Consider the following 22,392-nt stretch of genomic DNA (forward strand, 5'->3'; position numbering starts at 1 on the left):
AGAGGGCACGCCTGCCGGTCAGCGGGACTTCAGGGCCTTCAACAACGCGCTGTTGAACTGCTTGGGGTCCTGCACCTGCGGCGAATGGCCCAGTTCGGCGAACTCGACCAGCGTCGCGCCGGGAATCGCTGCGGCCGCTGCTTTGCCCAGCACCGGATAATTGCCCAGCGTCGCCTTCACCGCAGGCGGCGCCAGGTCGCGCCCGATCGCGGTGCGGTCCTTCTGGCCGATGAACAGCGTGGTCGGCACCTGCACGTGCTTCAGTTCGTAGACCACCGGCTGGTTGAACACCATGTCCGAGGCCAGCGCCTGGCTCCATGCAACGGCCTGCTTGCCCGGGCCTTCGTACATGCCCGACTGCATCCGCGCCCACGGTTCGTAGGCCGGTTTCCATTTGCCGTCGTAGTACACCTCCAGCTGGTAGCGGCGGATGCTGTCATAGCTGATGTTCATTTCGCCGGCGTACCACGCGTCGACGCTGCGCCAGGGGACGCCCAGCGCCTTCCAGTCTTCCAGCCCGATCGGATTGACCAGCGACAGGCTGCGCAGGTCCTGCGGGAACATCAGCGCGTAGCGCACCGCCAGCATGCCGCCCATCGAGTGCCCGACCAGGTGCACCGGCGCATCACCCAGCTGCAGGTGCTGCAGCAGGGCATGGGTGTTGGCCGCCAGCTGCGCGAAGGTGTACTGGTAGCGCTCGGGCTTGCTGGACTTGCAGAAGCCCACCTGGTCCGGGGCGATCACCCGGTAGCCGGCGGCAACCAGTGGCTTGATCGATTCCTTCCAGGTGGCGACACAGAAGTTCTTGCCATGCAGCAGAACCACCACCCCGATGGGCGCCTTCTTCGGCGCGATGTCCAGGTAGGCCATCTCCAGCGGTTGCCGCTGCGATTCCAGCGCGAAGGTCTTCACCGGATAGCCGTAGTCGAAACCCTCCAGCCGAGGCCCGTAGGTGGGGGCGGCCAGGGCGGCCAGCGGAAGGCAGGCAAGCAGGGCGGCAGCGATCACGCGCATGGGGCAATCCGGGGTGGGGAAGCCCCGAGCCTAACCGGAACGCGGTGACGGTGTCGCCCGTACGGGCAAGGGTGACCGGGTAGAGTCGACTGTTGGTCGACTGCTCTTCCCTCAGGCCGCGGAAATCCCGCGCTGCGCGCGATGGTCGACTGACAGTCGACTCTACCTGTGGCCCGTCGCCATCGCGCCGGAGCCGGTCGCCTTCAGCACTCGATGACGTTCACCGCCAGGCCACCGCGGCTGGTTTCCTTGTACTTGTCCTGCATGTCGCGGCCGGTATCGCGCATGGTCTTGATGACCTTGTCCAGCGACACCTTGTGCTTGCCGTCGCCACGCATCGCCATGCGCGAGGCGTTGATCGCCTTCACCGCGCCCATCGCATTGCGTTCGATGCAGGGGATCTGCACCAGCCCGCCGATCGGGTCACAGGTCAGGCCGAGGTTGTGTTCCATGCCGATTTCCGCGGCGTTCTCGATCTGGCTCGGGTTGCCCCCCAGCGCCGCGACCAGGCCACCGGCCGCCATCGAGCAGGCCACGCCCACTTCGCCCTGGCAGCCCACTTCGGCACCGGAAATCGAAGCGTTTTCCTTGTACAGGATGCCGATCGCCGCCGAGGTCAGCAGGAAATCGAACACGCGCTGTTCGTTGGCGCCGGGGCAGAAGCGGTCGAAGTAATGCAGCACCGCCGGCAGTACGCCGGCCGCACCGTTGGTCGGTGCGGTCACCACGCGGCCACCGGCAGCGTTCTCTTCGTTCACTGCCAGTGCGTACAGGTTGACCCAGTCCAGCGTCGTCAGCGGATCGCGCATCGCCGCTTCCGGCTTCGACGACAGCTCGCGGTACAGCGCCGGTGCACGACGGCCGACCTTCAGGCCACCCGGCAGCACGCCCTCCTCGCGGATGCCGCGGGTGACGCACGACTGCATCGCGCTCCAGATCTCGCGCAGCTGGGCGCGGATCTCGTCTTCGCTGCGCCAGCACTTTTCGTTCTCGAACATCAGCTGGGCGATGCTCAGGCCGCTGCGTGCGGTCTGTGCCAGCAGCTCGTCGCCGCTCTTGAACGGGTAGGGCAGCGGGGTTTCATCGGGCACGATGCGGTCATCGGCTGCGTCGTCCTGGTTGACCACGAAGCCACCACCGACCGAGTAGTAATCGCGGGTGGCGATCACTTCGTCGTCGGCGTTGTACGCGGTGAAGCGCATGCCGTTGGTGTGGTAGGGCAGCTTCTGGCGCTTGTTCATGCCGAGATCGCGCTTCTCGTCGAAGGCGATCTCGTGCTGGCCCATCAGCTGGATGCGCTTGCTGCTGCGGATGCGCTCCAGGGTGGCCGGAATGATGTCCGGGTCGATCAGGTTAGGCCGTTGGCCTTCCAGGCCCAGCAGGATCGCCTTGTCGGTGCCATGGCCGCGGCCGGTCAAGGCCAGCGAGCCGTAGACATCGGCGCGGATGCGCGCGACCTCGTGCAGGCGACCCGGGTCGAGCAGCCAGCGATGGATGAATCGCTCGGCGGCCTTCATCGGTCCGACGGTGTGCGAGGAGCTCGGGCCAATGCCGATCTTGAAAACGTCGAACGTGCTGACAGCCATGGATGCCAAACTGCGGGTACCGGACAAGCGGCTATTCTAGCGGCTTGCCGGGCCATCCGATGGCTGCGGCGCAGCATTTCCGCCACGGGAGCCTGACTGGTGCTGACCCTGATCCAGCGTGACGATTGCCACCTGTGCGACCTGGCCCTGGCCGAGCTGGCCAAGGCGCGGGCGCCGGAGTTCGAATCGGTGTTCCTGGATGACCAGCCGGCGCTGGAAGCGCGCTATGGCACGCGCGTGCCGGTGCTGCGCGACGAGCGCGGCGAGCGCGAGCTGGACTGGCCGTTCGATGCGGCCACGGTGCAGGCCTGGTTGGCCGTCGATCGGTAGTGCCGGCCGCTGGCCGGCAACTCCTCTGTTCCCGGTGATGCCGGCCAGCGGCCGGCACTACCGGATGCGTTGCGATGCCCGGTGATGCCGGCCGCGGGCACGGCATCACCGGATGGTCTTATTTCGCGTCGAACTTCACGATCGTGCTGATCGCGGTGTCGTCCGGAATGGTCTTGGTATCGGCCCAGTCACCGCCGCCGACGCCGAAGTCCAGGCGCTTGACCGTGGCCTTGCCGGTCAGCACCGGCTGGGTGCCCGGCTTCCAGGTGAAGGTCAGGGTGACCGGCTTGCTGACGCCGCGCAGTTCCAGGGTGCCATCGGCGGCGAACTGGTCGTTGCCCACGGCGCGGAAGCCCTTGGCGGTGTAACGCGCGGTGGCGAACTTGCCGACATTGAAGAAGTCGGCGCCCTGCAGGGTCGAGTCACGGTCGCTGTTGCCGCTCCTGGCGCCTGCCAGCGGAATCACCACATCCAGCGAACCGGCGGCCGGGTTGGCCGGGTCGAAGCTGAGCTTGGTGGCGAAGCCCGGGAAGCTGCCGGTGAACACTTCGCCGTCGTACTTGCTGGCGAACACCAGGATCGAGCCGGCACCGGGGGCCTGCGCATACTCCGCAGCGAGCGCCGGGGCGGTGGCCAGCATGCCGGCCAGGGCGGCAGCCACGGCGGCCGGAGTGGTCAGTTTCAGGTTCATCGGTCAGTCCTTCTGAGGGGAGGCGAGCCAGCCGCGCGGCAACATGCGGGACAGCGTTGCATCGCGCTGGAACAGGTGGTGGTAGAAGGCAGCGCCGGCATGGGCCAGCACTACCGCGATCAACAGCCAGAAGCCGTATTCGTGGAGGGCATGGGACACCGCGACGACCTGCGGGTCGGGGCCGCTCAGCTTGGGCACGTCGACCAGGCCGAACCAACGGAACGGGCGCAGGCCACTGGCCGAATCGTACAGCCAGCCCGACAGCGGAATGGCAAACATCAGCACGTACAGCAGCACGTGGGTGGCACTGGCGATGCGTTCCTGCCAGCTGGGCACGCCCGGCACCTGCTTCGGCGCACCGGCATACAGGCGCCAGCCGAGACGGAACAGCACCAGCGCCAGCACGGTGATGCCGATCGACTTGTGCGCGGTGTAGACCCAGAAGTACTTGGGCGTCTTGGGCAGTTCGCCCATGGTCAGGCCGACCACGCCCAGGGCGAGGATCAGCAGTGCGATCAACCAGTGCAGGAGCTGGCTGACACTTCCCCACGCGGCGGGGGTGTTCTTGGCGGTCATGAAGGGTCCTTGGGGGCCGTCGTGTGGTCGGAGTGTGGAACGGGAGCAGGAGTTCCCGGGGCGTCGCTGCGGTCGAGGGTGGCTTCGGCCTCGATCCGCACCTGTACCGCATCACCGATGACCCCCGGCCAGGCGGTGATGCCGAACGCGCGCCGGCTCAGCGTCGTGCTGGCGGAAAACCCGGCGGTGCGTCGGAATGGAGGGAGCGGGTAGCGCTTGAGCGCGTTGAGGGTCACGTCCAGGGTGACTTCCTGGCTGACCCCGCGCAGGGTCAGCGTGCCGATCACATGCGCACGCTTGGCGTCGATCGGTTCGACCCGGCTGGAGACGAAGCGTGCGCTGGGGAATCGCTCGCCATCGAGCAGGCTGCGGGCCAGCGTGGCCTGGTTCCACTTGGCGTCGCCAAGGTCCAGACGCGACACCGGAATGTCCACTTCCAGGGTGGCGTCGCGCCAGTTGTCGGGATCGAACAGCACGCGGCCCTCGCTGCCGGACACGGTGCCCATGGCCTGCGAGTAGCCCGCGTGATCGATGGAGAACAGCACCCGCGTGTGCACCGGATCGAGGCGATAGGTGTCGGTGGCCGCCCAGGCAGGGGCGGTGGCGAGCAGCATCGGCAGCAGGGCCAGGCAGGGACGCATCGATGGCGGGCTCCGGAAGGTGACGCTGTGATCATACGCACAGCCCCCTGCCAACGTTGCGTGCATGGCTGCAACAGTTCGTGGTGGGGCCGCCGCTGGAAACAGCCTGTTGCAGCCATGAACCCGGCCCTGTGTGACAATCGGCCCAGGACAGGGGGTTCAGGATGACGAGCGGCTGGCGCCGGTGGTGCCGTGGCATCGCAGGTATGGGACTGCTGCTGATGGCGATGGCCACGGCGGCTGCGACCCTGGACATGGCAGAAACACCGCGCCTGCGCCGCTTCGGTGCCGCCGAAGGCTTGCCGTCACGCATGGTGGTGGCGCTGGCCGAGGATCGCCAGGGCCACATCTGGGCCGCCACCGATGGTGGACTCGCCCGTTATGACGGCAACAGCCTGCGGGTCTGGGAGCACGATCCGGAACAGCCGGGCTCGCTGCCCGGCAACGAGATCGAGACCCTGCTGATCGATCCGCTGGACCGGGTCTGGGTGGGCATCAACGGCAAGGGCGTGGCCCGCCTGGATGCCGACCGCGAGCGCTTCCGGACCTTCGACACGGTCAATTCCACCTGCCAGGGGCAGTTCTGGGCGCTGGCCTATGTCGACGACGCCTTGTGGATCGGGACCAACAACCATGGCGTCTGCCGGCTTGGCGAGGACGGCAGCGTGCGCCTCTACACCCATGACCCGGCGCAGCCGGGGGGCCTGCCCAGCAACAGCATCTTCACCAGCCTGGTCGATGCGCAGGGCCGCCTGTGGCTGGGCACCGAAGCGGGCGTGGCGCGTTGGAACGGCAGCGGATTCGAGCCGGTGGCCGCGCGGGAACTGGGCACGCTGAGCGTGCTCCGGTTGAGCCGGGATGCGGAGGGTTCGATCTGGGTCGGCAGCCAGAACGATGGCCTGTACCGCATCGATGGGCAGGAACGGGTCAGTCGTCCGCGATGGGCCGACAGCGCCCAGCTGCGCTCGGCCCTGGTCCTGGCCGATCGCCAGGGGGGCTACTGGGCTGGCACCTCCGATGGCCTGTTGCGGGGGGATGCGGCGGCGCTGCGCCGGCTGGAGGGCGACCGCGGCAGCGGCTTCCTGACCGCGCACAGCGGTGTGCTCGATCTGCTGCAGGACCACGAGGGCGGATTGTGGGTGGCGCTGCTGACCCAGGGCCTGGCCTATCTGCCACCGGACTGGCGGCGCTTCTCGATCTGGAACCAACTCGACGGCAAGCCGCTGGACAGCCAGTACCTGTTGAGCGCGGCCAGCGATGGGAAGAACTACTACGTCGGCTCGGCGCGAGGGGTGTACCAGCTCGATGCGCAGGGCACCCTGCGCCTGCTGGCCAGCGACCGGCAGCTCGGCAGCGGCGTGGTGTGGTCGGTGCTGCCGCGCCCGGATGGGCGCCTGTGGCTGGGACGCGGCGGCCGCATCACCGTCTACGATCCGGCTACCGGCGCGCTGCGCGATCTGCGGATCGATGGCAGTGCCGACCTGCGCCAGCGCATCGACCTGATGCGGCAGGCGCCTGATGGCACGGTGTGGGTGTCGGTGATGGGCCTGGACCTGCAGCAGCGCGATGCAGAGGGCCGGCTGCTGCACCGCTATCCGCTGGAGCATTTCCGCGGGACCGCCGATGCGCCGATCGAGCAGATCCGCTTCGACGCCCATGGCCGGCCCTGGGTGATGGGTGACATGGGCATCTGGCGCGAGCAGGCTGGACGCTTCGAGGCAGTACCGGGCGTTTCGCGCGGGCCCATCTACGACCTGGTGTGGATCGATCCGCAACAGTTGTGGCTGGCGCGCCAAGGCGCGTTCGAGCGCTACCAGTGGGATGGCATGAGCCTGCGCCTGATCCAGCGCATCGATGGCAGTGCAGGCGTGCCGCCGGTCACCATGGGCGGGCTGGCGCTGGCCGGCAACGGCCAGCTGTGGGCGACGACGCCGCGCGGCCTGCTGCGTTGGGACCCGAAAACGCGGCGCCTGCAGCAGTTCAACGAGCGCGATGGACTGTCCGATGCGGAGTTCACCGGCCGGCCACCGGCAGTGAATGCAGATGGTCGCGTGCTGGCCGTCACCCAGACCGGGTTGGTTGCCTTCGATGTGAATGCCGACGACACGGTGCTGCCTTCTTCATCGCTGGTGATCGCCGAAGTGCGCGTACGCCGCGACGACGCGCGCGGCTGGCAACCGTTGCCGCTCACCGGCACCCTGTTGCTGGGACCGGATGACCGCGATCTGCAGATCGATGCGCGGCTGCTGTCCTATGCCAGCCCGCAGGGCAACCGTTACCGCTTCCGCGTGCAGGGCTATGACCAGGACTGGGTGGAGCAGGGGGGCGATGGCCAGCGCACCCTGTCGCGGCTGCCGACCGGCAGCTACGTCATCGAGGTGCAGGCAGCGACCGCCCGGGGCGCGTGGACGCCTTCGCAGCAGTTGCAGGTGAAGGTGCTGCCGCCGTGGTGGCGCAGCGGCATGGCGATCTTCGGCTACATCCTGCTGGGGTCGCTGCTGCTGGTGGTCCTGGTCTGGTCGGTCCGCGCGCGGCTGCGCCGTCGCCAGCAATGGCAGCTGACGGTGCACAAGCAGCAGCTGGCCGAGCAGGCCTCGCAGGCCAAGAGCCGTTTCCTGGCCACGCTGGGCCACGAAGTACGCACGCCGATGACCGGCGTGCTGGGCATGAGCGAACTGCTGCTGGCGACTCCGCTGGATCCGGTGCAGCGTGGCTACGCGGGGTCGATCCAGCAGGCCGGCAGCCATCTGCTGCGGCTGGTCAACGATGCGCTGGACCTGGCCCGCATCGAAGCCGGGCGGCTTGAGCTGGATCTGCGTCCGTTCGACCTGGAGGAACTGCTCGACCAGGTGCAGGGCCTGATGCAGCCGATGGCGCAGCAGCGCCAGCTGGAATTCCGGCGCGGTGAAAACCCGGCAGGGCCGGTCAGTGTCAGCGGCGACGAGATGCGCGTGCGCCAGATCCTGCTGAACCTGCTCGGCAACGCCATCAAGTTCACCGAGCGCGGCCACGTCGGCCTGGCCGTGCGCCTGGAAGAGAAGGGCGGCCTGTGTTTCGAAGTGCATGACAGTGGCCCGGGCATCAATGCCGAGCAGCAGCAGCGCCTGTTCCATCGTTTTGAACAGGCCGACGGTCCGCGCACCGCGTCGCGCTACGGCGGCAGTGGCCTGGGACTGGCGATCTGCCAGGAACTGGCGGTGGCGATGGGGGGGCGTATCGAAGTGGACAGCCAGCCTGGCAAGGGTGCGCGGTTCCGCGTGCGCCTGCCCCTGCCCTGGACGCGCCAGGCCGCCGGCACCGCGGGCGAGGTGGCGGCCCTGCCGGAACTGCCGCCGCTGCGCATCCTGCTGGTCGAGGACGACGCCACGGTGGCCGAGGTCATCGCCGGCCTGCTGCGGGTGCGCGGGCATGAGGTGGTCCACGTGCTGCATGGCCTGGGCGCGCTGTCGGAGATCGCCACCGATGGTTTCGACGTCGGCCTGCTCGATCTCGATCTGCCCGCGCTGGACGGTACGGCCATCGCCCGCCAGCTGCGCACCATGGGCTATGAACTGCCGCTGGTGGCAGTGACCGCCCGTTCCGATGCCTACGCCGAAACCCAGGTGCTGGCCGCCGGCTTCGATGGCTTCCTGCGCAAGCCGGTGACCGGCGACCTGCTGGTGGCGGCCATCGCCCAGGCGCGTGCGAAACGGCAGGCAACTGCGTGACTGTGCCGGCGCCGGGCGTGAACGGCGCGACTTTCGGTTTACCATGCCGACGCCCGCAGCGCGGGAATCATCAGGACCAGCGTGAGGAGGCAATCGGTGGTGTATCTGCGGGCGGCGATGCTGCTGCTGGTCCTCCTGTGCGGCGCGTTGCCCGCTGCGGCACAGCCGGTGCCTCCGAGCCCGCGGCAGGTGACGGTGTTCGATGGCCTGCCGTCCAATACCGTCAACCGCATGGCCGAGGACCGGTACGGCTACCTGTGGATCGCCACCAACGATGGCCTGGCCCGCTATGACGGCCGCACTTACCGCGTGTGGCGTTCCGAGGATGGACTGCGTGACAACCGCATCTGGACGGTGCTGGTCGATGCCCGCAACCAGTTGTGGATAGGCACCGAGAACGCTGGCCTGGTGCGCATGTCGGCCGACCGCCGGCAGCTGCACTTCTACGACCGCAGCAGCCAGCCGTTGATGGGCACCAACACGGTCTGGAGCCTGGCCAGCACGCCTGATGGCTCGATCTGGTTCGGTACCCACGAAGGCGGCCTGTACCGCCTGGACAGCCAGGACCGCCTGCAGCGCTTCCTGCCCGAGCCCAACAATCCGCGCAGCCTGCCTTCGTCGTCGGTGCCCTACCTGGCCACGCTGGCCGATGGCAGCCTGTGGATCGGCACCAAGCATGGCGTGGCACGCTGGACCGGGACCGACTTCGAGCGTGTCGGTACGGACATCATTCCCAGCCTGCTGATCAACGGGTTGACCGCCGAGCCCGATGGCAGCCTGTGGATCAGCACGATGGCCGGGGCCACCGTGCGCCGCCCGGATGGCCGCTTCGAGGCACCACCGTGGAAGCTGCCGCCAGGCGAGCAGGTGCTGGGCATGATGCTGCGCGACGAGCAGGGCGGACATTGGCTGGATACGCGCACCGGGCTGGGACGTGCGGTCGACGGCCAGTACCAGACCGTGCCGCTGTACAGCGCGATCGCACGCGGTCCGGTGCGGCCGAACTGGACCGGTGCCTATGAGGACCGCGAAGGTGGCATCTGGCTGGCCAGCACCAATGCCGGGTTGTGGCACCTGCTGCCACGCTGGTGGCAGTTCTCGGTGCTGTCGCGGCTGGAGGACGACCCCAGCTCGCTGCGCAATGCGCTCGTGCTGGGCACCAGCCCGTCCAGCAATGGCGGTGTCTGGACCGTGGGCAGCCATGGCGCGCTGGACCGCTTCGATCCGAAGACCGGCAGGATCGAGCAGCACCGCACCTGGGTCAACGGCATGCACTGGCTGACCTCGGTGCGCGAGGACCGGCGTGGCCAGGTCTGGATCGGATCGACCGATGCACTGGTGCGCTACGACCCGCAACGGCGCGAACTGCGTCGTTGGGGCCGTGATGCCGGTACCGATGCGGCGATGGAAGGGGTCATCGAAGCGATGATGACCTGCGACGGCGACAGCCTCTGGTTGATGCTTCCCGCGGGCCTGCAGCAACGTGATCTCGACGGACGCCTGCGGCGCCAGCTGGACAATGGCCAGCGCGGCCTGCAGCAGGGCCAGCTCAACCTCGATGTGGAATGCGGTCCGCAGGACCATATCTGGCTGGCCAGCAGCCGTGGCCTGCTGCAGTGGCTGCCGGAAAGCGAACGCTTCCAGCCGGTGCCGGGTGCGCCGGCAACGGCCATCCATGCGTTGCATGTGGGCCGTGACGGCCAGGTCTGGTTGTCCGAGGACGGGCGCCTGTCGCGATACCGCTGGAGCCAGGGGCGGCTGGAACGGCAGGCGGTGGTCGGTGCCGAACAGGGCTATCCGGCGATCTCCGCCTCTGGCCTGGTGGTGGATGCGCAGGGCGTGGCCTGGGCGACCAGCGCACGCGGCCTGGTACGTGTCAGTGCCGATGGGCAGAGCGTGCGCCTGTACGGCGTGCACGACGGCCTGCCAAGCCAGGAATTCCGCGAGCACACCCTGATCGCAGCGGCCGATGGCCACCTGGTGGCCGGAACGGCAGCGGGCGCGGTGGTGTTCGACCCGGAGCAGGTACGGCCTTCGGTACGTCGCGCGCCACTGGTGATCGAGCGGGTGGAAGTGCGCCGCAACGAACAGGTACTGGACATGACCCACGATGCGCCGTTGCAGATCGCCGATGGCGATCGCGACCTGCGCATCGTCGCGCGATTGCTGTCCTTCGCCGACTCGGCGTCCAATACCTACCGTTATCGCCTGGCCGGCTACGACCCGGATTGGGTTGAAGTCGGTCCGGCGGGTGAGCGCCTGTTCTCGCGCCTGGCGCCGGGCAGCTACCGGCTGGAGGTGCAGGCACGCTCGGCCGACCATGTGTGGTCGCGGGTGCAGAGCCTGGAGTTCCGCGTGCAGCCGCCGTGGTGGCGCAGCCTGTCCGGCCTGCTGGTACTGGCGTCGGTCGGGTTGCTGCTGACCAGCTGGTTCGCCTGGTTGTACCGACGCCGCCTGCAGCGGCGCCACGCCTACCAGCTGGCGCTGCACAAGCAGGAACTGGCCGAGCAGGCCTCGGCGGCCAAGACCCGCTTCCTGGCCAACCTTGGCCATGAGATCCGTACGCCGATGACCGGCGTGCTGGGCATGAGCGAGCTGCTGCTGGCCTCGCCACTGGACCCGCAGCAGCGCGGCTACACGCAGTCGATCCGGCATGCGGGCGAGCACCTGCTGCATCTGGTCAACGATGCGCTGGACCTGGCGCGGATCGAGTCCGGGCGCCTGGAGCTGCAGTCGCAGTCGTTTGCGTTGAATGGCCTGCTGCAGGATCTGGCGGCGCTGATGGGCCCGCTGGCTGCACAGAAGGGCCTGCGCTTCGTCCTGGACAACCAGCTGCCGCCGGGCCTGCAGGCGACCGGTGATGCCATGCGCGTGCGGCAGATCCTGCTGAACCTGCTGTCGAACGCAGTGAAATTCACCAGCCGCGGCACCATCACCCTGCATGCACGTTGCGATGGCGAGCTGCGCGCGCTGCATTTCGAGGTACGTGATACCGGCCCGGGCATCAGCCAGGAACAGCAGCAGCGCCTGTTCCGACGCTTCGAGCAGGCCGATGGTGCACGTACGGCAGCGCAGTACGGTGGCAGCGGCCTGGGCCTGGCGATCTGCCGCGAGCTGGCACAAGCGATGCAGGGGCGGATCCAGGTGGAGAGCCAGCTGGGCCGGGGCACCTGCTTCGGCGTCACCCTGCCGTTGCCACTGGTGGTGGACGGTGACGCCGAGGTGTCCGCCGAGGGGCATCGCGACGATGCGGCGAACATGCCACCGCTGCGGGTGCTGCTGGTCGAGGACGATGCCACCGTGGCCGATGTGGTGCGGGGGTTGTTGAGCGCACGCGGCCACGAGGTGGTGCATGCCGGCCATGCGCTGGCGGCGCTGCGCGAGATCAGTGCCGGCGATTTCGACGTCGGCCTGCTGGATCTGGACCTGCCCGGCCTGAGCGGCTTCGAACTGGCCCAGCACCTGCGTAACCAGGGCTACATGCTGCCGCTGCTGGCGGTGACCGCGCGGACTGATCCGGACCTTCAGCAGCAGGTGGAAGCGGCCGGCATCGGCGGCTTCCTGCGCAAGCCGGTGACCGGTGAACTGCTGGTGGAAGCGATCGCCAGGGCGATGGGCAGGTAGGGTTTATTGCAGGGCTTGCAGTCCTGCACCTGCAGAATCAACGTCAACGTCAACGTCAAAAGCCTGCCTTCGACAGTTTTCCGCGATCTGTCGGAGCTCGGGGTCGGATCCCGTTGCTGCGCAACGGGCTCTGACCCCAATCTGGAATTCGATATCTGACAGATGTGTCGACCAAGGTCGACACCTACCAACAACCGCGCGTTCCAACAGTCGCCGTTACCCACAGCCGCGTGAACCTGTCAGTGGTGGGGCGGTGTGGGCTTGCAGGACCGTTGGCGCCATGGATGGCGCCATCGAGCCCCCATGGGTGAGGGCGCTTTGCTTGCGAAGCACTGCTTCGCAAGCGCCCGAACGCGCAGCCGCCGGCGGCTGGGCCGGACCGCGGAGCGGGGTTTACGGCGTGTCCTGCAAGCCCGCACCGCCCCGCCAACCCACGGAATGCTCGCTGTTGCTGTTGCCGGCCAGCGGCCGGCACTACCGCAGGTGCAGGGCCGCAGGCCCTGCCGAACCCCCTTCACTCCGCGACGTGCTCGACCTGCCGCGGTTCGGGCTTGGTGTCGGGCAGCTGCCAGAAGATCATCGTCGAGGTCAGCGTGATCGCGCCCACGCACAGGAACGTGGCATGCAGCGCGGCGGTGGCGCTGTTGCTGTCCAGGTGGTTGCCGAACGCGGCCAGCAGGCTGCCGGCCGCAGCAGCACCGAAGCCGGCGGCCAGCATCATCACCATCGACAGCAGGCTGTTGCCGGAACTGGCGAACTCACGGTCCAGATCGCGCAGGGTCACGGTGTTCATCACGGTGAACTGCAGCGAATTGACCGCGCCGAAGAACGCCAGCTGCAGCAGGCGCCAGGCCAGGTGCTGGCCGGGTGTCATCAGGATGAAGCTGGCCATCGCCAGGCCGACCAGCACGGTGTTGACCATCAGCACGCGGCGGTAACCGAAGCGCTCGACCAGCTTCACCGCCAGCTGCTTGGAGACCATGCCGGCGGCCGCTACCGGCACCATCATCAGGCCGGCATGCATCGGGCCCAGGCCGAGGCCGACCTGCAGCAGCAGCGGGATCAGCATCGGCATCGCGCTGCTGCCGATGCGCGAGAACAGGTTGCCGAGAATGCCGATGCGGTAGCTGGGCACGCGGAACAGGGCCAGCGAGAACAACGGTGCGGTCGAGTTGGCGGCGTGCAGCCAGTAGCCCACCAGCGCGGCCAGGCCAGCCACGGTCATCAGCATCACCAGTGCGTGTGGCGTACCCAGGCCGGAGATGCCGTCCAGTGCCAGCGACAGCACCACCATCGCGAAGGCCAGCATGACGTAGCCGCGCAGGTCGAAGCGGGTGCGGTGGCTGGCGTAATGGTCGGGCATGATCTTCATCGCGGCGATGAAACCGATCACGCCGATCGGCAGGTTGATCAGGAACACCCAGTGCCATGAGGCGATCTCGACCAGCCAGCCGCCCAGCGTGGGGCCGATCAGCGGGCCGACCAGCGCGGGGATGGCGATGAAGCTCATCGCGCGCAGGAAATCCTCGCGGGGCACCGAGCGCATCACCGCCAGCCGGCCGACCGGCAGCAGCATCGCACCGCCGATGCCCTGCAGCACGCGCGCACCGACCAGCTGGTGCAGGTGCTGGGCCAGCGCGCAGGCCAGCGAGCCGAGGGTGAACAGGATGATCGCCACCAGGAAGGTGCGCCGGGTGCCATAGCGGTCGGCGATCCAGCCCGAGGCGGGAATGAAGGTGGCCACCGCCAGCGCATAGCTGAACACCACCGACTGCATCTGCAGCGGGCTCTCGCCCAGGCTGGCCGCCATCGCCGGCAACGCCGTGTTGACGATGGTCGAGTCCAGCATCTGCATGAAGATCGCCAGGGACACCAGCCACAGCAGGGGACGCTGGCGGTTGTAGGTCGATGGCGATGTGGACATGGGGTGCGGCCGGTGCAGCGTGGGGGCCGCCATGATCGCGCACTGCGGGTCACGGCGCGATCAAGGTCGCGCCGTACCTGCATGCGGAATGCTCAGCGTTGGCTGTGCGCGTGCACTGCGTCGACCAGCACCTGTACATGCGCCGGGTCCATGTCCGGCGACATGCCATGGCCGAGGTTGAACACATGGCCCTCGCGCGAGCCGCCGTTGCCGGCGGCATAGGTGTCGAGCACGCGCGCGGCGGCCGCGGCGATCGCATCCGGCGAGGCGTACAGCGTGGTCGGGTCGAGGTTGCCCTGCAGCGCGACGCGGCCACGGGTGCGGCGCATCGCCTCGTCCAGGTCCAGCGTCCAGTCCAGGCCGAGTGCATCGGCGCCGGTCTGCGACAGCGCTTCCAGGTGCAGGCCGGTGCCCTTGCCGAACAGGATCAGCGGCGTGCGCTCGCTGCCTTCGCCGCGCTCCAGCCCCTCGGCAATGCGCTGCAGGTAGCGCAGCGAGAACTCGCGGTACATCGCCGGCGACAGCACGCCACCCCAGGTGTCGAACACCTGCAGCGCCTGCGCACCGGCCGCGCGCTGCGCGCCGAGGTAGGCGATCACCGCCTCGGTGGTGACCTCCAGCAGGCGGTGCAGCGCCTGCGGATGGTTCAGCGCCATCGCCTTGATGCGCGCGAAATCCTTGCTGCCGCCGCCTTCCACCATGTAGCAGGCCAGCGTCCATGGGCTGCCGGAGAAGCCGATCAGCGGTACCTGGCCGTCCAGCTCGCGGCGGATCAGCCGTACCGCATCCATCACGTAGCCCAGGTCCTGTTCCATGTCCGGCACCGCCAGCCGGGCGATGGCGGCTTCGTCACGCACCGGGTGCCGGAACTTCGGGCCTTCGCCTTCGACGAAGTACAGCTCCAGGCCCATCGCGTCGGGAATGGTGAGGATGTCCGAGAACAGGATGGCCGCGTCCAGCGGGAACCGGCGCAGCGGCTGCAGGGTGACTTCGCAGGCGATCTCCGGGGTCTTGGCCATGGCCAGGAAGCTGCCGGCCTTGGCCCGGGTCGCGCGGTATTCCGGCAGGTAGCGGCCGGCCTGGCGCATCAGCCAGACGGGGGTGCAGTCCACCGGTTCGCGGCGCAGGGCGCGCAGCAGGCGATCGTTGCGGAGAGGGCTGGTCACGATGGGCATTCCTTGGACGGGAGGAGCAGCGGCGTCAGTCGCCGTGCGAAAGGATCTGGAAGCCGCGATGCAGTTCGGCATCACGGGCCTTCTCGAAGGCGTGGCGGGCGTCGTCGGCCTGCAGGAACAGCTCGCGCCGCAGCTGCGAGCGGCTGCCGACACGGCCGCTCTCGCGCAGCAGCTCCCAGCCGCCGAACAGGTCCGGCAGCAGGCTCAGGCGCAGGAAGCGCGGTGCCTGCGCACCGGCGTCGGGATGTTGCAGGTAAACGTGCATGGCGCCGATTGTAGCGGGGCCAGGGTGACCCCGGCCGCAACGCGGCCGGCACTACCGGACCGACAGCACCTTCAGCACCGCCGCCTCATCCACGTCCGGCACCACTTCGGCACGGCCCATCCCGCGCCACAACACCAGGCGCAGGCGGCCGGCCACGTTCTTCTTGTCCAGGCGCATGCGGCCGAGCAGGGCCTGCGGCTCCAGCCCGCCCGGGATCGCCACCGGCAGGCCGAGGCGTTCCAGCAGGGCCTGCAGGCGCGCGCGGTCGGCATCGTCGGCCAGGCCCAGGTCGGTGGACAGCTTCGCCGCCAGCACCATGCCCACCGCCACCGCCTCGCCGTGGTTCAGCGCATCGCGGCCCGGGGCCGAATAGCCCTGTTCGGTCTCGATGGCGTGGCCGAAGGTGTGGCCGAGGTTGAGCAGGGCACGCTCGCCCTTTTCGAACGGGTCGCGCTCGACGATGGCGGCCTTGTGCCGGCAGCTGCGCGCGATGGCCTCGGCCAGCACCGCATCCTCGCCGGCCAGCAGCGCATCGGCATGCTGCTGCAGCCACTCGAAGAACACGGCATCACCCAGCGCGCCGTACTTCACCACTTCGGCCAGGCCGGCACGCAGCTCGCGTGGCGGCAGGGTGGCCAGCACGCGGGTATCGGCGATGACCGCACGCGGCGGATGGAAGGCACCGACCAGGTTCTTGCCGGCCGGAATGTCGACTGCGGTCTTGCCGCCCACCGACGAATCGACCATTGCCAGCAGGGTGGTCGGCAGCTGCACGCAGTCCACGCCGCGCATCCAGCAGGCGGCAGCGAAACCGGCGAGATCACCGACCACGCCGCCGCCGAGGGCGAAGACGCAGGCGTCGCGGGTGGCGCCGAGCGCGGCCAGCGCTTCGATCGCGCGGCCGAACTCGGCCAGCGTCTTGGAGGCTTCGCCCGCGGCCAGCACGTGCTCGCCGATGACCAGGTCGGGGCGAGCGGCCAGCAGCGTCTGCTTCACCGGCGCCAGATAGCGCGGGGCGACTTCACTGTCGCTGAGCAGCAGCACATGACGGCCGCGCACGTGCGAGGCCAGCGCGGTGCCATCGGCCTGGGCACCGGCGCCGATGGTGATGGAGTAGGGGCGGTCGCCGCCAACGGCGACCTGCAGCAGGGCGGGGGAGGTCATGCGGTCAGGTCCTGGCGCTGCCATTGCGTGGCCAGCTTGACCACCAGTTGGGCGGTCGCATCGGCAGCGGTATACGGGTCGGTGTCGAGGGTGAGGTCGGCCAGTTCGCGGTACAGCGGGTCGCGGTGTGCGGCCAGATCGTGCAGCACCTGCTCCCGGTCCGGGCGCTGCAGCAGCGGCCGGCCCTTGTCGCGGCCCAGGCGCTCGAGCTGTTCGGCCACGCTGACCCGCAGATAGACCACGAAGCCGCGCCGGGCGATCAGTGCACGATTGTCCGGATCCAGCACGGCGCCGCCACCGGTGGAGACCAGCTGGCCACGGCCTTCCAGTACCCGCGCAAGCGCCTGGCGTTCATGGCTGCGGAAGCCGGCTTCGCCGGAGTGCTCGAAGATGGTCGGAATGCTGGCGCCGGCGGCATCGACGATGACCTGGTCGACATCGACGAAGTCCAGCGTGAAACGCTCGGCCAGGCGGCGGCCGATGCAGGTTTTGCCGGCGCCCATCGGGCCGATCAGGATCAGGTTCGGAGCAGGATTCATGCCTTCTGATGCTAACACCTCCGTGCCCTGGCCTTTACGTTCTTCACGTCAGGGTGGGCGTTCCTGCGGGGTCTCCCGCGCCAGACGGAGTACAGGCCATGACGGTCGCCAAGGTCATCGAAATCACTGCGTCCTCGCCGAAAAGCGTGGAAGACGCCGTGCGCAGCGGGCTGAAGAAGGTCTCCGAGACGGTCAAGGGCATCCAGGGCGCCTGGGTGAACGAGACCAAGGTAGTCACCAATGGCAGCGGCGAGATCACCGAATGGCGGGTCAACCTGCGGGTGACTTTCCTGGTGGAATAGGCGCGTTCAGCGCACGTCCTGCACCTGTCGCTGGCCGTCCAGCACCACCACGTGGTCGGCCAGGGCGGGCAGGGTGCTCAATGCCTGCCGGCTGACCCGCTCGTAGTACTGCACGAAGCGCTCCAGCTGTGGCCGGCTCATGCCGTGCCGGCCCGGCTGCGCGGCCTGCAGGTTCTGCTCCTGCTGCCAGCGCCAGCGTGGTACCACCGAGAAATCCGGCGGCTGCAGGAACCACAGGCGGTCGCAGCGCTGCCACAACGCCGGGTAGTCACGGGCCAGCGCCTGGTTGCACCAGCGCCGCCAGCGGCCATCGGCGTCGGCTTCGCGTTCCAGTGCGTTCAACGGGCTGTCCAGCGCGTCGTCATCCTGCGCGGGCGTGCCCAGGAACCAGCCTTCGAATACCAGCAGGTCCAGCGGTTGCTTCAGCTGCGGCCAGTGTGCTTCGGGCAGGCGCTCGTCGGCCAGCTTGTCGAAGCGCGGCATTGCGAAGGGCTGGCGTGCGGCCACGGCGTTCAATACCGCATGGGCCAGCGGCAGGTCGTGGGTGCCGGGCGGGCCGCGGGTGATCAGCAGTGGGTGCACCTGGCGGGCCAGCCGTTGGCGCTGTGCGCGGGTCAGGTAGACATCATCGATCGACAGCGTGGCTGCGTTCAGGCCGCGTGCCTGGGCACGGGCCACCACCTGCGCCGCCAGCGTCGATTTGCCGCTCCCCTGCAGGCCGCTGATCGCCAATACTGGAACCGCTGCGCCGCTGCCCAGCGCATCATCCAGCGCCTGTTCGGCCAATGTTTCGGGGAATCCTTTCACCTGGGGCATATACGCAGCAGCGGCCATGCAGCCACAATAGCCCAATCCGTGTGAGAAGAACGCAATCATGAGCGACCTGTACGCCGAAGCCCTGTCCACGTTTGCCGGCCTGTTCGACGAGGCCAAACAGAGCCGCGAGGTCGAGCCGAACGCGATGACCGTGGCCACCGCCGATACGCAGGGTCGCCCCTCGGCGCGCACCGTGCTGCTGAAGGCGTTCGATGAGCGCGGCTTTGTGTTCTACACCCACCTGGACAGCCACAAGGGCCAGGAGCTGCAGGCCAATCCGCAGGCCGCGCTGCTGTTCCTGTGGCGCAGCCTGCGCGAGGCCGGCATCCAGGTGCGCATCGAAGGCCGTGTCGAGCAGGTCGCCGATGCCGAAGCCGACGCCTATTTCGCCAGCCGCCCGCGGATGAGCCAGATCGGCGCGTGGGCCTCGCAGCAGTCGAAGACGCTGGCAACGCGCGAGGAATTCGATGCGCGCGTGGCCGAGGTCGAAGCCCGCTTCGAGGGCAAGGACGTGCCGCGCCCGGAGGGCTGGAGCGGCCTGCGCGTGGTGCCTGACCGCATCGAGTTCTGGTTTGGCGCGCAGTTCCGCCTGCACGAGCGCTGGTGCTATGAAGCCGGCGCCGAAGGGCGCTGGAGCAAGCGCCTGCTGTACCCGTAAGGCGGGGTGGTGCCGGGGCTGCTGTAGAGCCGAGCCCATGCTCGGCTGATGTTCTCGCAGGAGCAGCCGAGCATGGGCTCGGCTCTACAGCAACCTGCGTTTGTCGCGAACGGACTGGTCCGCTTCATGCACGAGCAGGTCGGCGACGGGCACACTCGCTGCGATGCCCTCGATCTGCGGAGTTGCCATGCCCTCCTGGCGTTGCCTGTTTTCCGTGCCGCCACCACGCCGCGGCGTGGAAGCGTTGTTGTTGCTGCTCGCCTGCATCGTCGCCGGTGTGATGTTCTGTGTTTCCGGCTGGAACAAGGTGTTCACCGATGCCGGGCGCGAGCGCATGGTGCATACGCTGGTCGATGCCGGTATCCCATTCCCGGTGTTCAGTGCGCCGGTACTCGGTGCGATCGAGTGGATTGCGGGTGGTCTGCTGGTGCTGGGCCTTTTGAGCCGCCCCTCAGCCCTGCTGCTGGCGGCGATCTGCGTAGTGGCTGCGCTGACCGATGGCATCGCGCGCATTCCGGCAGGGCTTGGCGTGCTGGATTGGCTGAGCTGGTTCTTCTACCTGAGCGAAGTGCCGCTGGGCGTACTGCTGCTGTGGATTGCCGCAGTGGGTAGTGGACGGTTCGCCATCGAAGCGCGCTGACGACAGGCACCCTGTAGAGCCGAGCCCATGCTCGGCTGCTTACGCGGGAACATCAGCCGGGCATGGGCTCGGCTTTACAGGTCCTCCGCGCGCAGCCAGCGCCACAGCGTGGTGCGTGACACGCCCAGCGCCTGCGCCATGCCCTCGCGATCATGCCGGTGTTCCCGCAACAGTGCTTCCAGCTTGGCCCGCGGTGGGCGCCTGCCGTTGCTTTCCAGCGGCAACGCCGCGACACCTTCATGCACCAGCTCGGGTGCCAGCTGCAGCAGCCGCGCCGTATCGATCAGCCCTTCACCGGGCTGCCAGTGGATGCGCAGGCGATCGACCAGATTGCGCAGCTCGCGCACGTTTCCCGGCCACTCGGCCGCGCACAGCACCGCCAGCGCCGCCTCATCCAATGGCGCGTCGATGCCACGCAGCTGGCGGAAGAAATGCTGCGCCAGCAACGGGATGTCACCGCGTCGGGCGCGCAGCGAGGGCAGGGCAATCCGCAGCGCGGCCAGGCGGTAATACAGGTCGCGGCGGAAGCTGCCGGTCGCCGCGCGCTGCTCCAGCGACTGCAGGGTGGCGGCGACCACGCGCAGGTCCACCGGCGTCGGTTCGGTGGCACCCACGCGCAGCACTTCACGTTCCTCCAGCACCCGCAGCAGGCGGGTCTGCAGCGGCAGCGGCAGTTCGCCGATTTCGTCCAGGAACAGGGTGCCGCCATCTGCAGCTTCCACCAGGCCAACGCGGCCGCCACGCCGTGCGCCGGTGAAGGCGCCATCGCTGTAGCCGAACAGCTCCGCTTCCAGCAGCGATTCGCTGATCGCGCCACAGTTCAGCGCGACGAAGCGGCCACGGCGCCCGCTGGCGGCGTGCAGCTGGCGCGCCACCAGTTCCTTGCCGGTGCCGGTTTCGCCGCTGACCAGCACGGTGCTGTCATGTGGGGCATACAGCGCGATCTGCGCGCGCACCTGCGCCATCGCGTCGCTGTCGCCGAGCAGTTCATGCGCATCGGCACGCGCTGCCGGGCGCCGGCGCGGTGCAGCGCGGTTGCTGCCGGAACGTGCCAGGGTCTGGGTCAGTTCCAGCGCATGTTCGAACGCCTGCCGCACCGAGTCGGCCGAATACAGCAGCACCCCGGGCAGGCCGGCCTGCTCGGCATGGTCGATGGCCATGCCGGTGCCGACGATCACCTCGATGCCGTTGGCGCGCAGGTCGGCGATGCAGTCGCGGGCGTCCTCGCGGGTGACGAAGCGGCGATGCTCGATATCCAGGCCGAAGCTCTGCTGGAAGTTGCTGAACACCGGTACGTCGCTGGCGTGGGTGACCAGGCCGATGCGGCTGGCGATACGCCGTGCCCGGGCCAGCGCTTCCATCAGGTCGAAGCCGTTGGCCTGGATCGGCACCAGTGGCAGCTCCAGCCGGCCGCGCAGCCAGGCCGCGTTGGAGCCGCCAGCGATGACCACGTCGCAGTGCTCGCGACGCAGGCGTTGGCCGATCACCTCCACCGCTTCCTCGAAGCCGAGGTTGATCTGTTCGATACGCGCGCGGCGGTCGAACTCGGGGATCACGTCGCCGAGCAGGCCGGTCAGCCGCGAGACGCTGACCGTCCAGATCACCGGACGGCCCGGGTCGGCATCGGCATGGCGCAGGGGGGAGCGGGGCAGATACATGGCAGCCGTTTCGGGGAGGATGTTTCATGATACATCCGTTTCAATGTTTCATATGTTCCACTGTTGCATGCCGGTCATTCCCGTGAAATCAACCGCTTGCAGCTTGGCATGGTGCTTGCGCTTCCTTTCCCGTACTTCAACCTGGATTGCCGCATGACCGCTTCTGCCCCTTTCTCCGCCGGTGCCTGCTTCCGTGAGGCGCTGGCTGCCGAATCGCCGCTGCAGGTGATCGGTGCGATCAACGCCAACCACGCCCTGCTGGCCAAGCGCGCCGGCTTCCGTGCCATTTACCTGTCCGGCGGCGGCGTTGCCGCAGGCTCGCTGGGCCTGCCGGACCTGGGCATCAACACCCTGGAAGACGTGCTGGTGGACGTGCGCCGCATCACCGATGTCTGCGACCTGCCCTTGATGGTCGACATCGACACCGGCTTCGGCCCGAGCGCGTTCAACATCGCGCGCACCGTGAAGTCGCTGATCAAGGCCGGCGCGGCCGCCTGCCACATCGAAGACCAGGTCGGCGCCAAGCGCTGCGGCCATCGTCCGGGCAAGGAGATCGTCTCGCAGGGTGAAATGGTCGACCGTGTGAAGGCCGCTGCCGATGCCAAGACCGATCCGGACTTCTTCCTGATCGCGCGCACCGACGCCATCCAGGTGGACGGCGTGGACAAGGCGATCGAGCGCGCCATCGCCTGTGTCGAGGCCGGTGCCGACGGCATCTTCGCCGAGGCCGCCTACGATCTGGATACCTACCGCCGCTTCGTCGACGCGGTGAAGGTGCCGGTGCTGGCCAACATCACCGAATTCGGCGCCACCCCGCTGTTCAGCCGCGATGAACTGGCCTCGGCCGGCGTCGCCATCCAGCTGTTCCCGCTGTCGGCGTTCCGTGCCGCCAACAAGGCCGCCGAGAACGTCTACCAGGCGGTGCGCCGCGATGGCCACCAGCGCAACGTGGTGGAAACCATGCAGACCCGCGAGGAACTCTACGACCGCATCGGCTATCACGCCTTCGAGCAGCAGCTCGATGCGCTGTTCGCCGCCAAGAAATAAGCAGTACCCTGCACCATCAAGTTTCGGAGGGAAAC

The 22,392-nt window shown here is 68.3% G+C and carries 19 protein-coding genes; 7 read left to right on the top strand and 12 right to left on the bottom strand.

The window, feature by feature from the left end; all coding sequences use genetic code 11:
- Nucleotides 1–18: 18 nt before the first annotated feature.
- Nucleotides 19–1,014: an alpha/beta fold hydrolase gene (locus AC5P8F_RS18455; protein WP_495228713.1), complete on the bottom strand. Its 996-nt coding sequence runs from the start codon at nt 1,012–1,014 to the stop codon at nt 19–21.
- A 203-nt stretch (nt 1,015–1,217) separates the two neighbouring features.
- Entirely contained in the window at nt 1,218–2,600 is a 1,383-nt protein-coding gene (locus AC5P8F_RS18460) for an L-serine ammonia-lyase (RefSeq protein WP_006464040.1), read from the bottom strand.
- Nucleotides 2,601–2,699: 99 nt separating this feature from the next.
- On the opposite strand from AC5P8F_RS18460, the gene AC5P8F_RS18465 reads away from it, so the two are divergent.
- Nucleotides 2,700–2,930 (top strand): glutaredoxin family protein, encoded by a 231-nt coding sequence (locus AC5P8F_RS18465; RefSeq protein ID WP_049441297.1) that lies wholly within the window; start codon nt 2,700–2,702, stop codon nt 2,928–2,930.
- A gap of 118 nt (nt 2,931–3,048) precedes the next feature.
- Here the strand turns inward: AC5P8F_RS18465 and AC5P8F_RS18470 are convergent, their stop codons facing one another.
- From AC5P8F_RS18470 to AC5P8F_RS18480, 3 genes are read right to left on the bottom strand one after another with little or no spacing between them, the layout of a single operon-like run.
- Nucleotides 3,049–3,621, bottom strand: a complete 573-nt coding sequence (locus tag AC5P8F_RS18470; RefSeq protein WP_014648058.1) for a YceI family protein — start codon at nt 3,619–3,621, stop codon at nt 3,049–3,051.
- A 3-nt stretch (nt 3,622–3,624) separates the two neighbouring features.
- Complete coding sequence (locus AC5P8F_RS18475; protein WP_049441295.1) at nt 3,625–4,197, bottom strand: cytochrome b/b6 domain-containing protein; 573 nt, start codon at nt 4,195–4,197, stop codon at nt 3,625–3,627.
- The gene (locus AC5P8F_RS18480) at nt 4,194–4,838 is read right to left on the bottom strand and encodes a YceI family protein (RefSeq protein WP_126411266.1); all 645 of its coding nucleotides are present in this window, start codon (nt 4,836–4,838) and stop codon (nt 4,194–4,196) included. The genes AC5P8F_RS18475 and AC5P8F_RS18480 overlap by 4 nt, the downstream gene beginning before the upstream one ends.
- Nucleotides 4,839–5,002: 164 nt before the next feature.
- Here AC5P8F_RS18480 and AC5P8F_RS18485 point away from each other — a divergent pair, with 164 nt between their 5' ends.
- Together AC5P8F_RS18485 and AC5P8F_RS18490 are read left to right on the top strand one after the other, a co-directional pair.
- Entirely contained in the window at nt 5,003–8,545 is a 3,543-nt protein-coding gene (locus tag AC5P8F_RS18485; RefSeq protein WP_049441293.1) for a sensor histidine kinase, read from the top strand.
- Between the two features lie 96 nt (nt 8,546–8,641).
- Nucleotides 8,642–12,169, top strand: coding sequence for a hybrid sensor histidine kinase/response regulator (locus tag AC5P8F_RS18490; RefSeq protein WP_046432011.1), 3,528 nt, complete (start codon nt 8,642–8,644; stop codon nt 12,167–12,169).
- Between the two features lie 514 nt (nt 12,170–12,683).
- Here AC5P8F_RS18490 and mdtD read toward each other — a convergent pair.
- From mdtD to AC5P8F_RS18515, 5 genes are all read right to left on the bottom strand, one after another.
- Nucleotides 12,684–14,093 (bottom strand): multidrug transporter subunit MdtD, encoded by a 1,410-nt coding sequence (mdtD, locus tag AC5P8F_RS18495; protein ID WP_495228715.1) that lies wholly within the window; start codon nt 14,091–14,093, stop codon nt 12,684–12,686.
- 92 nt (nt 14,094–14,185) lie between these two features.
- A complete protein-coding gene (hemE, locus tag AC5P8F_RS18500) occupies nt 14,186–15,268 on the bottom strand; it encodes a uroporphyrinogen decarboxylase (protein ID WP_041863699.1) in 1,083 nt (360 codons plus the stop codon).
- Between the two features lie 25 nt (nt 15,269–15,293).
- Nucleotides 15,294–15,533: a WGR domain-containing protein gene (locus tag AC5P8F_RS18505; protein WP_014648051.1), complete on the bottom strand. Its 240-nt coding sequence runs from the start codon at nt 15,531–15,533 to the stop codon at nt 15,294–15,296.
- Between the two features lie 51 nt (nt 15,534–15,584).
- Complete coding sequence (gene aroB, locus AC5P8F_RS18510) at nt 15,585–16,697, bottom strand: 3-dehydroquinate synthase (RefSeq protein WP_053495220.1); 1,113 nt, start codon at nt 16,695–16,697, stop codon at nt 15,585–15,587.
- Complete coding sequence (locus tag AC5P8F_RS18515) at nt 16,694–17,236, bottom strand: shikimate kinase (protein WP_495228717.1); 543 nt, start codon at nt 17,234–17,236, stop codon at nt 16,694–16,696. Before AC5P8F_RS18515 ends, aroB begins: the two co-directional genes overlap by 4 nt.
- A gap of 98 nt (nt 17,237–17,334) precedes the next feature.
- On the opposite strand from AC5P8F_RS18515, the gene AC5P8F_RS18520 reads away from it, so the two are divergent.
- Nucleotides 17,335–17,538, top strand: a complete 204-nt coding sequence (locus tag AC5P8F_RS18520) for a dodecin family protein (RefSeq protein ID WP_005410663.1) — start codon at nt 17,335–17,337, stop codon at nt 17,536–17,538.
- Between the two features lie 6 nt (nt 17,539–17,544).
- On the opposite strand, the gene AC5P8F_RS18525 is transcribed toward AC5P8F_RS18520, so the two are convergent.
- Nucleotides 17,545–18,372, bottom strand: a complete 828-nt coding sequence (locus AC5P8F_RS18525; protein WP_495228719.1) for a kinase — start codon at nt 18,370–18,372, stop codon at nt 17,545–17,547.
- Between the two features lie 40 nt (nt 18,373–18,412).
- On the opposite strand from AC5P8F_RS18525, the gene pdxH reads away from it, so the two are divergent.
- On the top strand, nt 18,413–19,012 hold the full coding sequence (pdxH, locus tag AC5P8F_RS18530; RefSeq protein WP_049441282.1) for a pyridoxamine 5'-phosphate oxidase: 600 nt from the start codon (nt 18,413–18,415) through the stop codon (nt 19,010–19,012).
- A gap of 187 nt (nt 19,013–19,199) precedes the next feature.
- A complete protein-coding gene (locus AC5P8F_RS18535; RefSeq protein WP_495228721.1) occupies nt 19,200–19,652 on the top strand; it encodes a DoxX family protein in 453 nt (150 codons plus the stop codon).
- A 74-nt stretch (nt 19,653–19,726) separates the two neighbouring features.
- On the opposite strand, the gene prpR is transcribed toward AC5P8F_RS18535, so the two are convergent.
- On the bottom strand, nt 19,727–21,310 hold the full coding sequence (prpR, locus tag AC5P8F_RS18540; protein ID WP_049441273.1) for a propionate catabolism operon regulatory protein PrpR: 1,584 nt from the start codon (nt 21,308–21,310) through the stop codon (nt 19,727–19,729).
- Between the two features lie 153 nt (nt 21,311–21,463).
- On the opposite strand from prpR, the gene prpB reads away from it, so the two are divergent.
- Entirely contained in the window at nt 21,464–22,357 is an 894-nt protein-coding gene (gene prpB, locus AC5P8F_RS18545) for a methylisocitrate lyase (RefSeq protein WP_495228723.1), read from the top strand.
- The last annotated feature ends 35 nt before the right edge of the window (nt 22,358–22,392 follow it).

Source organism: Stenotrophomonas sp. YJH_SMC_69, assembly GCF_059370495.1.